Annotated in this window: 8 protein-coding genes; all 8 read left to right on the top strand. The window is 69.2% G+C overall.

The genetic code is table 11. The features are described from left to right. Nucleotides 1–42: 42 nt before the first annotated feature. Nucleotides 43–996, top strand: coding sequence for an ABC transporter permease (locus tag LDO15_RS10325; RefSeq protein ID WP_346655990.1), 954 nt, complete (start codon nucleotides 43–45; stop codon nucleotides 994–996). After that, nucleotides 993–3,086, top strand: coding sequence for a dipeptide/oligopeptide/nickel ABC transporter permease/ATP-binding protein (locus LDO15_RS10330; RefSeq protein WP_223986720.1), 2,094 nt, complete (start codon nucleotides 993–995; stop codon nucleotides 3,084–3,086). The genes LDO15_RS10325 and LDO15_RS10330 overlap by 4 nt, the downstream gene beginning before the upstream one ends. After that, nucleotides 3,083–4,090 (top strand): ABC transporter ATP-binding protein, encoded by a 1,008-nt coding sequence (locus tag LDO15_RS10335; RefSeq protein WP_223986722.1) that lies wholly within the window; start codon nucleotides 3,083–3,085, stop codon nucleotides 4,088–4,090. Before LDO15_RS10330 ends, LDO15_RS10335 begins: the two co-directional genes overlap by 4 nt. A gap of 69 nt (nucleotides 4,091–4,159) precedes the next feature. Continuing rightward, nucleotides 4,160–6,919 (top strand): alpha-L-rhamnosidase, encoded by a 2,760-nt coding sequence (locus tag LDO15_RS10340; protein ID WP_223986724.1) that lies wholly within the window; start codon nucleotides 4,160–4,162, stop codon nucleotides 6,917–6,919. A 79-nt stretch (nucleotides 6,920–6,998) separates the two neighbouring features. Beyond that, nucleotides 6,999–7,358: a VOC family protein gene (locus tag LDO15_RS10345; protein ID WP_223986726.1), complete on the top strand. Its 360-nt coding sequence runs from the start codon at nucleotides 6,999–7,001 to the stop codon at nucleotides 7,356–7,358. A gap of 179 nt (nucleotides 7,359–7,537) precedes the next feature. Beyond that, the gene (locus LDO15_RS10350) at nucleotides 7,538–10,231 is read left to right on the top strand and encodes a glycoside hydrolase family 78 protein (protein WP_223986728.1); all 2,694 of its coding nucleotides are present in this window, start codon (nucleotides 7,538–7,540) and stop codon (nucleotides 10,229–10,231) included. Then, nucleotides 10,228–11,295, top strand: coding sequence for an alpha/beta hydrolase fold domain-containing protein (locus tag LDO15_RS10355; protein WP_223986730.1), 1,068 nt, complete (start codon nucleotides 10,228–10,230; stop codon nucleotides 11,293–11,295). The genes LDO15_RS10350 and LDO15_RS10355 overlap by 4 nt, the downstream gene beginning before the upstream one ends. 163 nt (nucleotides 11,296–11,458) lie before the next feature. Further along, the gene (locus LDO15_RS10360; RefSeq protein ID WP_223986733.1) at nucleotides 11,459–12,364 is read left to right on the top strand and encodes an alpha/beta hydrolase; all 906 of its coding nucleotides are present in this window, start codon (nucleotides 11,459–11,461) and stop codon (nucleotides 12,362–12,364) included. Nucleotides 12,365–12,435 lie beyond the last annotated feature (71 nt).

Consider the following 12,435-nt stretch of genomic DNA (forward strand, 5'->3'; position numbering starts at 1 on the left):
ACCGCCTCGCAAAGGGGGCAGCCGTCAGGCAGGTCCTGACCGATGGAGGTCACCATGGCACTATTCATCACCAAGCGTCTGCTGATGGCGCTGGCCACCGTGCTGCTGGTCGCGGTACTGGCCTTCCTGGTGGTGCATGCGATGCCCGGCAGCCCAGGCGCTGTGTCACTCGGCGCCGGCGCCTCCCAGGAGGCCATCGACGAGGTCAACGTCCGGCTCGGCTGGAACGACCGGCTCCCCGCCCAGTTCTTCCGCTGGCTCACAGACGCAGTCGGCGGGAATCTGGGCACGTCCCTCATCGACGGGCGTTCCGTCTCGGCGGACCTTGCCACCAGGCTTCCCGTGACCGCGTCCCTCGCCGCCGGCGCCACCGTGCTGAGCGCAGTCCTCGGCATTGGCCTGGGCGTCACGGCGGCGGTCCGCGGCGGCATCGCAGACCGTATCGTCGGCGGGATCTGCGGCCTGGCTGTGGCCCTGCCCGCCTTCTGGATCGGCATCATCTTCGTGTACCTGTTCGCCGTCCAGTCCTCGATCTTTCCCGCCACCGGCTACATCCCCTTCGAGGTCTCGCCTCGGGACTGGGCCTTGTCACTGGCCCTTCCCGTGATCACCCTCGCCGTGGGCGGCGCGGCGTTCATTGCCCGCCAGACCAGGGCCTCCATGCTTGAGGCGCTGCAGCAGGAACATATCCGGACGCTCCGCGCCACGGCCACCCCCACCTGGAAGATCCTCTACATCCACGCCCTGCGCTTCGCCAGCCTCCCCATCGTCGCCGGCATCGCCCTGCAGTTCATCGGACTGTTCGGCGGTTCAGTAATCGCGGAGCAGCTGTTCGCCATGCCGGGCCTGGGCCAGGCGGTCCAGACCTCCGTCAGCACCCACGACGCCCCCGCCGTCCAAGGCGTCGTGGTCATCGCCACGGTCGTGGTGGTGGCAGTGAACCTGGTGCTGGAATTCGCCACCAAGTTCCTCGACCCGAAGTTGCGTGCCTCATGATCCCCAACGTCGCTCCCGCCCCTGCCGACAGTGCAACAGCCAGTGCAACAGCCACGACTGCGGCCACAGACCAGCCCACGTCCGGCCCGCCCAGGCCTGGTCCGCGGCCCGCCTTGAGCAAACTTTCCGCGCCCCGGTTCTTCGCCTCTCCCGGAGGTGTGGCCGGCGTCGTATGGCTGGCCGCCCTGGTGGTCGCCTCACTGACGGCCCAATGGTGGCTACCCTACAAAACGGAGGACCAGGACTTCACCGCAATCCTGTCCGGTCCCACCGCCGCGCACTGGCTCGGCACCGACGAACTCGGCCGGGACCTCCTCAGCCGCATCTTCGCTGCCGCCGCAGGCACCCTGGGAACCTCACTGATCACGGTGATTGTCGGCGTCGGGATTGGAACCGCCCTGGCGATGGTGGCCGCCGGCGGAGACCGGACGGAAGGACTGATCAGCCGCGTCACCGAGGTCATGATGTCCCTGCCCGGCACCGTCATCATCCTGGCGGTCATAGGGGCCGTGGGAACCAATATCCCGCTGATCATGGCCATCCTGGGCGTGCTCATCTCCGCCGGCATCTACCGCGTCATGCTGGGCCAGGCCAAGTCGCTCCAGTCACAGCTGTACGTGGACGCCGCCAAGGTGGACGGCGTCAGCACCCTGGGGATCAGCCTCCGCCACGTCCTGCCCGGACTGACCAACACCGTCGTGGTCCAGTCCGCCCTCATCTTCGCCGTCGGCATGCTCATCCAGGCCGGCCTGGCGTTCATCGGCTTCGGCCCGCCCATCCCGCAACCCAGCTGGGGCGGCATGATCCAGGGCGCGTCCCAGCATGTTTACGACGCCCCGTGGCTGATGGTTCCCACCGGCGCGGTCCTTGCCGTGACCGTCCTGGCCGCCAACGCGATCGGCAACGCCCTGGCGAAGGCGCCGAACGCTGGCGTCTCGCACCTGCCCTCGGCAGCGGCGCGCCGCCTGCGTGGCAGTGTTGTTGCCAGGGCAGGCGCCGCCGCGGGCGCCGCGGCACCGCCTGCCGACGCGGGAGCCCTCCCGGCGAAAGGCCAATTGAGCGTCCGCGGACTCTCTGTAGGGGTCGACGGCGGAACTCCGCTGGTCACGGACGTCTCGTTCGACGTCGAACAGGGAACCGTGTTGGGCCTGGTGGGGGAGTCCGGCTGCGGCAAGACCATGACGGCGCTGTCGCTGCTGGGACTACTGCCCGCCGGGGTGTCGGCCGCCTGCGGCCAGATCCTGTGGAACGGCAAGAACCTGGCTGTTGCCACTGAGCGCGAGATGGAAGGCATCCGCGGCCGGGACATCGCCCTGATCTCGCAGGAACCCATGCGGGCCCTGGACCCCATGTTCACCGTCGGCTACCAGCTCACCGCGGCCATCCGCCGGCTGCGGCAGCTGGGCAAAGCCGAGGCGCGTGCCGAAGCCCTCGGCCTGCTCGAAAAGGTGGGCATCGTGGATGCCCAACGCATCCTCAAGACCTACCCGCACCAAATCAGCGGCGGCATGGCCCAGCGCGTCGCAATTGCCCTCGCACTGTCCGGCCGGCCCCGGCTGCTGGTGGCCGATGAACCCACCACAGCGCTGGACGTCACCGTGCAGGCCGAAATCCTCTCGCTGCTGCGCTCCCTGGTGAAGGACACCGGGATGTCCGTGGTGATGGTGACGCACGACCTCGGCGTCGTGGCGGACATCTGCGACAACGTCGCCGTGATGTACGCCGGCCAAGTGGTGGAAAGCGGGCGGACCGGCAATATTCTCGACAACCCCCGCCACCCCTACACCTTGGCGCTTCTGGCCGCCGACCCGCACGCCAACTCCGCGGCGGAGATGCCTGAACGGCTGGCCACCATCAGTGGCCAGGTTCCGCAGCCGAAGGACTGGCCCGCCGGCTGCCGCTTCATGGCGCGCTGCCAGTTCGCCGGGTCCGCGTGCGCCGCCCCGGTGCCGCTGCTGTCTTCCGGCTCCGAGGACGGACTGGTCCGCTGTGTCAAGGCGGACGAACTGGCGGTGGAGGGCCTGGAATGGCTTGCCACCGAAGTGCCCACTCACCGAGTACTGAAAATCGTCGAAAAGGACCTGGCATGAGCATCGAGACGGCAATACGGCAGGACACGGCGCCGGTTGCACCGGAGCAGCCCATGCTGGTGGTCAAGGACCTGCTGGTCCGGTACGGCCGCGGCCGTAAAGCTGCAGCAGCCCCGGCAGCGGTGGACGGCGTCAGCTTCTCCATCCGTCCCGGCGAAACCGTGGGCCTGGTGGGGGAATCCGGCTCCGGCAAATCCACCATCGGCAAGGCGATCCTTGGCCTCCAGAAAAGCGCCGGCGGCACCATCCACTACCAGGGCAAGGACATCACCCACGCCGGTGCCGCAGAGCGACGTGCCCTCGGCGGAGATCTGCGGGCGGTCTTCCAAGACCCCAACTCCTCGTTGAACCCGCGCCAGAGCATCGGTGCTTCGCTGGCCGAACCGCTGCGCCTCCGCGGAGCTTCCGCCGCGGAAGCGCGGGACAAGGCCGAGGCCATGCTGGAACGTGTGGGCCTGCCCCGCGAAGCCGTGAACCGCTACCCCAGCCAGCTCTCCGGCGGCCAGCGCCAGCGGATCGCCGTTGCCCGTGCCCTGATCTGCGAACCAAAGCTCGTGGTGTGCGATGAGGCCGTCAGCGCCCTGGATCTCTCCACCCAGGCCCAGGTGCTCAACCTCCTGGCCGACCTCCGCGACGAGCTCGGCCTGAGCTACCTGTTCATCGTCCACGACATCTCGGTGGTCCAGTTCCTGGCGCACCGTGTTGTGGTCCTCTACCGCGGCCAGGTCATGGAAAGCGGGCCCACGGAAGCCGTCACGGAGTCGCCCGGGCACCCGTTCACCCAGGCCCTCGTGGCCGCCTCACCCGTGCCGAGGCCCGCAGAACAGGCCCAACGTCGGGCCGTGCGCGAATCCCTTGGCGTCCGCACGGCGGCTGCAGTGGCGGCGTCGCCGGGTGGCTGTCCCTTCAGCCAGCGGTGCCCGCTCGCCACGGAACTCTGTACCGCCGAGCGTCCGGCCCTCCGCCGGGTGGGCGCCGCCGACGTCGCTTGCCACTACGCCTGAGCCCGTGCGCAGCCCAACTTCAGGTCCGCCTCAGCCGGATGAACCCAACGTCAGGAAGCCTCCGCCCGCATGAACCACCCCACGCGCCTTAGGACCGACCACCTCAGCGAAGCCTTCGGGGTCACCAATCCGCTGCCCAAATTCAGCTGGACACCGCCGGAGGGCACGCTCCGGCAGTCCGCCTACCAGCTCACCACGAGCAACGGCTGGGACAGCGGGCGCGTGGATGGCGGCACCCATGGGTTCGTGCCCTACGGAGGGCCGGACCTTGGCTCCCGGGATCGTTTCGACTGGCGGGTCCGGACCTGGAACGTGGCCTCTGATGGCACCGAAGTGCTGTCCGCCTGGTCCGACCCGATGGACGTGGAACTGGGCCTCCTGCACCCCGCGGACTGGACCGCGCGCTGGATCGGCCCGGACGAAACGCCGGTCCCGGAAGCAGCGGAGCGCCCCGGCTATGGGCTGTCCAAGACCTTCGCGCTGGACGAAGCCCCCGAAACGGCGCGCGCCTATGCCACAGCCCACGGCATCTACGAGCTCTTCATCAACGGCGTGCGGGTGGGGGACCAACAGCTCACACCCGGCTCGACGAGCTATCACAGCACGCTCCAGGTGCAGGCCTACGACATTGCCGGCTTGCTCCGGTCCGGCGCCAATACGGTACGGGCCGTCCTCACCGACGGCTGGTACCGCGGCACCTTCGGGTACACGCGCGACGCCGACATGTACGGAACGCAGACGGCCTTCCTGGCTCAGCTGGAGCTGGAGTCCGGCGGACAACGGACGGTCGTCGGCACCGACGGCTCGTGGCACGTTTCCGCGACGGAGATCCTCAGCGCTGACCTCATGGCCGGCCAGCGCGTGGATCTCCGCCGCAGCCACCAGAGAGCAGGGCACGCGGTAATGCGCGACGGCGGCGGCGCCACCCTCACCGGCCCGGTGGCGCCGCCGACGCGCATCGTGGAAGAGCTCAGCCCGGTGGCCATCACCCGGCTGGGCAACGGCAACCAGATCGTGGACCTGGGCCAGAACATCAATGGCTGGATCCGCCTGAGCCGGCTTGGCGCCCCGGGCAAGACTGTCGCGCTGGTGTACGGCGAAGCCCTGGGCGCTGACGGCGACGTCAGCCTGGAACACCTCCGTCCGCATGATTTCCGCAATCCGGGGCAGTTCCTCGGAGCCGGGCAAGTGGATTCCGTGGTGGCCGCCGGAGCCCGGGGCGAGGTGTTCGAGCCGCGACACACCACCCATGGCTTCCGGTACATCGCCGTGCAGGGCCTGGACGCAGACCTTGAACCGGCGGACATCGTGGGATGCATGGTCCAGACGGACCTGGAACGCCTGGGCACCTTCAAGTGCAGCGACGTCAGGCTTAACAAGCTCCACGACATTGTGGAGTGGAGCTTCCGCGGCAACGCCTGTGAGATTCCCACCGACTGCCCGCAACGGGAAAAGGCCGGCTGGACCGGCGACTGGCAGCTGTTTGTGCCCACCGCCGCTTACCTCTTCGACGTTGCAGGTTTTACGGCGAAGTGGCTCAGGGATGTCCGGACCGATCAATGGGACAACGGGGTGGTCACCAACATCTCTCCCTCGCCGGGACCGGAGATAGCGAGTGCCGAATTCATGGCATTCACGAACGGGTCTGCAGGGTGGGGGGATGCGGTGGTTATGGTGCCCTGGGAGATCCATCTCGCCACCGGGGACGCCGGCATCCTGGAACAGAACTGGGAGGCCATGGAACGCTGGCTCGGCTACATCCGCAGCACCGCCGAGGGCAGCCGGCACCCGGCCAGGGCGGCGGCGCACGGCACGCCGGCCCCGCATGAGCAGTTCCTCTGGGACACCGGTTTCCATTTCGGGGAATGGATGGAGCCCGGCGGGCCGGAGCCGGACCTCTTCGCCTCCCGGTCCGCCGACAACGGCATCGTGGCCACCGCCTACTACCGGCACACCTCCGCCATCATGGCCAGGATTGCCGCCGTCCTGGGCAAGGAGGACAAAGCCCGGGAACTGGCGGAGCTCTCCGAGAACGTCCGCCGTGCCTGGCAGCGGGAATACGTGCGGGCCGACGGAACAGTGGCGACCAGGACAGTGGGGACAAAGACAGCGGGGACAAAGACAGCGGGGACCAGGACAGTGGGGATTACGACAGCCGGAGACGGGACAGCCGACGGCGGCACGCAGGCCAATTGTGTACGGGCGCTCGCCTTCGACCTCGTGTCCGATGACGTCCGCTCCGCCGTGGCCAGGCAACTGGCAGAACTCGTCCGCGACGCCGGCACGCACCTTGGCACCGGCTTCCTGGCCACGCCGTACCTGCTGCCCGTCCTGGCCGACAACGGATTCCCAGGCCTCGCCTATGAGCTGCTCATACAGGACTCCGAGCCGTCCTGGCTGGTGATGGTGGACCGCGGAGCCACCACGGTCTGGGAGGCCTGGGACGGAATAGGCGCGGACGGTACAGCGCGCCAGTCACTGAACCACTACAGCAAGGGCGCCGTCATCTCGTTCCTGCACCGCTACACGGCCGGCCTGCGCCAGGCACCCGGGAGCGCGGCTTACGAGCGGATCATCATCGAGCCCCGGCCCGGTGCCGGGATCACCTCGGCGGCCACGTCGCATCGCGGCCCGCAGGGCCTCATCGAAGTCAGCTGGGCAATCGACGACGGCGGGCTGACGCTTACGGCATCCGTTCCGTCCGGAACCACCGCGGAAGTACGGCTGCCCGGCCTGCCGCCCGCCGTCGTCGGGCCCGGGAGGCATATCCTCGCCGCCCCGGCCGGCGGCCTCGACCACCAACCCCGACTTGCAAGGAGTTCATCGTGACCCCGGAAGCCGCCGTCGGTGGACTATTTCGCCCGCGCGCTCTAGCGACGGGCTCAATGTCCGGCGGTAGCATTCCGGTATGGCTATCGCACGCTTCCCAGGTCTCGTCATTGATTGCCCCGACGCCGGGGCCCTCGCGGGCTTTTACGGTGCCCTGCTCGGCTGGAACGTGAAGGTTGACGGTGACTGGGCCGAGATCCGCCCTGACGATGGCAGCGACTGCATTTCGTTTCAGCAGGTGGACGGCTACCGGGCGCCGGAATGGCCGGGCCAGGCAGTGCCACAGCAGATGCACCTGGACCTGATGGTGCAGAACCTGGACGAGGGCGGGAGGGCCGCCGTCGGGCTGGGGGCCACCAAGGCGGACGTCCAGCCCGGCACCACCTTCCGTGTATTCCTCGACCCGGCCGGCCACCCCTTCTGTCTCTGCGTGGACTGAGCATTCGGCACTGACCAGGCAGTTTGCCGTGTCCGGTCAGCCTCGGCGGCAGGACAGCCGCGCAAGCCGGCTCTCGTACCCGGTTTCCAGTCAATGAAACTTCGCTAGCGGGCGCATAGCAGTTCCCGGGACGCTGGGGGAAGCCCAAGACTTCCCCTTCGTGACGAATCGAGCCGACGTTGACTCCAAACACCCTGCGTTCCCCGTCCCAGGACACCGCCCTCCCGATGGCCACCATTCCCTCCGCCGTCCGCTTCGAGCACCATGAGGAACCGTTCGGCATCGGCGAGGGCCGGCCCCGACTTTCCTGGCAGGTCGCCACAGGGATACGTGACTGGGTCCAGACCGCCTACGAACTCCAGCTCGGCCCCGATGAGGCCAGCCTGACAAGCTACGGCCGCACCGAGACCAGGGAGCAGCTCCTGCAGCCCTGGCCCGCACCGCCACTGGAGAGCCGCCAGCGCGCCGCAGTCCGCGTCCGCGTCTGGGGCAACGGCGACGACATGCCCTCCGAATGGAGCCCCGTTGCCTACGTAGAGGCGGGATTGCTGACCGCGTCCGATTGGCAGGCAGCCATGATCCGCCCGGCCTGGGTCGAGGCCAGCGCCGCCAACGAGCCGGCAGCGCGCCTGAGCCGGACATTCGAAGTGGCCGGGCCCGTGGCGTCCGCCCGGCTCTACGCCAGCGCCCACGGCGTCTACGTGGCACACATCAATGGCCGCCGAGTGGGCCGGGACATCCTGGCCCCGGGCTGGACCAGCTACCACCACCGCCTGCGCTACCAGAGCTACGACGTCACTGAGTATCTCCGGCAAGGCACCAACGTGATCGGCCTGGAGTTCGCGGACGGCTGGTGGCGCGGCAATCTGGGCTTCCAGGAGAAGCGCAACACCTACGGGAGCCGCACCGCCGTGATCGCCCAGCTGGAAATGACCGACGCCGGCGGGGCAGTCAGCGTGATTGGCTCGGATGCGTCGTGGCTGGCCGGGCGGGGGCCGGTGCTGTCGGCAGACTTGTACGACGGCGAAACTTTTGATGCGCGGCTCCGGAACCGTGGCTGGGCTGAGACCGGGACTGAAACCGGAGCGGGCACCGACACGCTGCAGCCCGCCGTCGTGGTTGGCGGCTTCGATCCTGCAGTCCTGGCCGCACCCGACGGCCCGCCCGTCCGGGCCACCGACGAGCTGCCGGTCAGAACCGTTCTGGGAACGCCGTCCGGAAAGACCATCCTGGACTTTGGCCAGAACCTGGTGGGCCGGGTGCGTTTCAAGGTGAACGGTGCGGCCGGCACCGAGGTGGTGCTGCGGCACGCCGAGGTTCTGGAGCACGGCGAACTCGGCGTCAGGCCGCTGCGCGTAGCCAAGCAGACCGACCGCTACTTCCTGCGCGGCGGCGGGGAGGAGCGGTGGGAACCGGAGTTCACCATCCACGGGTTCCGCTATGTGGAAGTCAGCGGTTGGCCCGGCGAGCTGGACCCCGAAGCCTTCACCGCCGTCGTGATCCATTCCGAACTGGTGCGAACCGGCGCCTTTGAATGCTCCGACCCGATGCTGAACCAGCTCCACTCAAACGTGGTGTGGGGAATGCGCGGGAACTTTGTCGACGTGCCCACGGACTGCCCGCAGCGCAACGAGCGCCTCGGTTGGACCGGCGACTTCCAGATCTTCGCCGCCACCGCGTCCTTCCTGTACCGGATCCCAGGCTTCACCACGTCCTGGCTCAAGGACCTCGCCGCAGAGCAGGGGACCGACGGGCCGCCGCCGCTGGTAGTTCCGGAAGTGGTGGCCGAAAAGCCGCCGTTCCCGGACCGCCCGGTGATGGCCGCCTGGGGTGACGCCGCCGTTCTTGTTCCCTGGGTGCTGTACCAGCGCACGGGGGACCTCGAGTTCCTCCGCCGGCAACTGCCGGGAATGATGGCCTGGCTGGAAGCCGCGGCCCAGGCCGCCGGCCCGGAGCTGCGTTTTGAGCAGGGTTTCCAGTTCGGCGACTGGCTGGACCCGGCCGCACCACCGGACTCACCCGGTGATGCGCGCACCCCCTGGCAGCTCGTGGCGCAGGCCTACCTGGCGTACTCGGCCTCGGTGGCGGGTGCGGCCGCAGGACTGCTGGGCCGCGACACTGAATCGGAACGGCTTCGCCGGCTGTCCGCCCGGTCCCGGCTGGTGTTCCGGGAGCGCTACCTTGACGACGACGGCCGGCTCCGGCCGTCCACGCAGACCGCCTACGCCGTGGCCCTTCGCTTCGGGCTCCTCGAACCGGCGGAACATCCCGCCGCGGCCGCCCGGTTGGCGGAAACCGTGGAAGCAGACGGCTACCGCATCGCCACCGGGTTCGTGGGAACCCCGCTCGTCTGCGACGCGCTCAGCGATGATGGCCACGCCACGGCGGCCTACCGTCTGCTCCTCCAGACCGAGTGCCCGTCCTGGCTGTACCCCGTAACAATGGGCGCCACCACCATCTGGGAACGCTGGGACTCCATGCTCCCCGACGGCAGCATCAATGAGGGCGAAATGACCTCCTTCAACCATTACGCCCTGGGCGCCGTGGCCGACTGGATGCACCGCAGCGTGGCCGGCCTGGCACCTGCGGAACCCGGGTACCGGAAGCTGCTGGTCCGGCCGCTGCCCGGCGGGGGACTGCATTGGGCGGAGGCCCGGCACGAGACTCCCTACGGCGAAGCCGCGGTCCGCTGGGACCTGGCGGGCCAGGAATTCTCGCTTGCGGTGACGGTCCCGGCCGGCTGCACTGCCGAGGTGTACCTGCCCGACGGCGTGAGCACCGGCGTCGAGGTCGGGTCCGGCACGCATTCGTTCAGCTGCGCAGTTCCCGAGGCCGCGACCGCGGGCTCCCGGGAGCCGGTGTTTCAGCCATGAGCCTGGACGCGGAGCTGGCCGGGCTCATGCACCACGTGGCTGAAGCCGGCTCCTTCGCCGATCTCTTCGCCGACCCTGCCGGGATGCAGCGGCTGGAGGCGTTCAGCGGCGGGGGTCTGCCCTACACGGCCCCTGCGGTTCCCACCCGCTCCGCGGAGGCGCCAGGGCCCAACGGACCCGTGCCCATCCGGATCTACGGCCCCGGTGTCCTTCGGCTGGACGGTGACATTCGGCTGGACGGTGCCACTGGGTGGGACGGTGCCATTGGGTGGGACGGTGGCCGGGGTTCCGCGCCGGGGAACGCGTCCGGTGCCGGGCTGCCCGGCCTGGTGTGGCTGCATGGCGGCGGCTTCGCCGGAGGGACGCTGGACATGCGGGAGGCCGACCAGGTTGGCCGTGAACTGGCTGACCGGACCGGCGGCCTGGTGTTTTCCGTCGACTACCGTCTGGCCCGTGACGGCGTCCATTTCCCGGTTCCGCACGAAGACGCGGTCGCGGCGTGGATCTGGGCGGCCGACCACGCCGAGGAGCTTGGGGTGGCGCAGGGAGGTCTTTGCCTTGGGGGTGCCAGCGCCGGCGGGAACCTCGCCGTCGGCGCCGCCATGTATCTCAAGGACGCCGGCCTGGCGCTGCCCGCCAAGCTGCTTCTGGCGTATCCGTTCCTGCACGCCGTGCTGCCGCCACTGGCGCCGGCCCCGGTGCCCGACGGCGGGGTGCTTTCCGGCCTGCCGCGGATCCTGCGCTTCACCGAGGATGACTGCCGGGCAATGGTGGAGAACTACATCGGCGGCCCCGCCGGGATGGCGTCCTCGTACGCCCTGCCCGGCCACGCCGATCCTTCGGGGCTCCCGCCGGTGGCGGTCATCGCCTGTGAATACGATGACCTGCGTCCGTCGGCCGAGTTCTTCGGGGCGTCGCTCCGCGCGGCCGGCGTTCCGGTGGCATTCCGGCTCGAAGCGGGGGCCACGCACGGGTACCTCAACCACTCGGCGGCGCTGGAGATCGTGCGGCGAGGGCTGGCATTCCTTGCGGCGGAACTGGCCTCGGCAAAGCCCTTTCAATGATTGAAATCCATGGTTTGCGCCGGTCCGGCGTTCCGACAGTCTTAGGGGAGACGCCGGGCATCACGGAACCGGCGCACAAGCCAATAGGCGCGTCGGGCGTACCGGCGCGCCAAGTGAACGGGGACATCATGTGAACCGGCACAGGAAACGGATGGAGTCGACGATGACGGAAAGTCGGGTGCTGAGCGGCATCGAATTCGCCCGCACGGGCCACGACGGCTCCCGCCCGCTGCTGCTGGACCTCTACCTTCCCGGTCCTGAAGGCGGGGCGGCTCCCCGCCCGGCGGTGGTCCATTTCCACGGCGGCGGCTGGCGTGCGGGGGAGCGGTCTTCCCTGGGCCCGGTCCTGGACGGATCCGGCATCGGCGCCTTCGAAAAGCTCACTGACGCCGGATTCGTGGTGGTGTCGGCCGACTACCGGCTCAGCCAGGAGGCGCACTTCCCGGCGCAGCTGCACGACGCGAAGGCCGCCGTCCGCTGGCTGCGGAACCATGCCGCCGACTACAACGTGGACCCGGACCGGATCTACGCGTGGGGCGACTCCGCGGGCGGCCATCTCGCCGCCCTGGTGGGTCTCACGGCCAATGCCGGCGCCGCCGGTGCAGACACTGCCGGTACAGACGCTGCCAGTGCTGACGCTGCCGTCGCCGCGGTGGCAGCCTGGTACCCGCCCACGGACCTGGCCAGAATGGCCGAACAGGCCCTCCCCGCAGCCGTCGCCCGGGCCGACGATCCGGGATCCCGCGAGGAACTCCTTGTCGGTGCCGTGCTGGCCCACGAGCCGGCGAAGGCGGCGGCGGCAAGCCCCATCAGCTATGCCAGCCGTTCGGCGCCTCCGTTCTTCCTGGCCCACGGAACCGCCGACCGCTTCGTTCCGCCCGCCCAGTCAGCGTCGCTGGCTGCCGCGCTGAAAGGTGCCGGCGCCGCCGTCGAACTTCTCCTGATTGAGGATGCAGACCACATGTGGATCCTCCCGGACCACAGCCAGGCCGCGGCCGACAAGGCGATGGCGGCGACCGTCTCTTTCTTCCTCCGGCAATCCCGGCACCCGGGAGCCCCGGCGACCTGACCGGGCACTCCACAACAGCACACCAACAATCGGCCCACAGACACCTGCACAGGGCCCCAAATTGCCGTGCC

Source organism: Arthrobacter sp. NicSoilB8 (genome assembly GCF_019977355.1).
GTDB lineage: Bacteria > Actinomycetota > Actinomycetes > Actinomycetales > Micrococcaceae > Arthrobacter.

Excerpts from the sequence above, each read along its gene's own strand:
- LDO15_RS10325 (WP_346655990.1), top strand. The coding sequence starts at position 43 with ATGGAGGTCACCATGGCACTATTCATCACCAAGCGTCTGCTGATGGCG.
- LDO15_RS10330 (WP_223986720.1), top strand. The coding sequence starts at position 993 with ATGATCCCCAACGTCGCTCCCGCCCCTGCCGACAGTGCAACAGCCAGT.
- LDO15_RS10335 (WP_223986722.1), top strand. The coding sequence starts at position 3,083 with ATGAGCATCGAGACGGCAATACGGCAGGACACGGCGCCGGTTGCACCG.
- LDO15_RS10340 (WP_223986724.1), top strand. The coding sequence starts at position 4,160 with ATGAACCACCCCACGCGCCTTAGGACCGACCACCTCAGCGAAGCCTTC.
- LDO15_RS10345 (WP_223986726.1), top strand. The coding sequence starts at position 6,999 with ATGGCTATCGCACGCTTCCCAGGTCTCGTCATTGATTGCCCCGACGCC.
- LDO15_RS10355 (WP_223986730.1), top strand. The coding sequence starts at position 10,228 with ATGAGCCTGGACGCGGAGCTGGCCGGGCTCATGCACCACGTGGCTGAA.
- LDO15_RS10360 (WP_223986733.1), top strand. The coding sequence starts at position 11,459 with ATGACGGAAAGTCGGGTGCTGAGCGGCATCGAATTCGCCCGCACGGGC.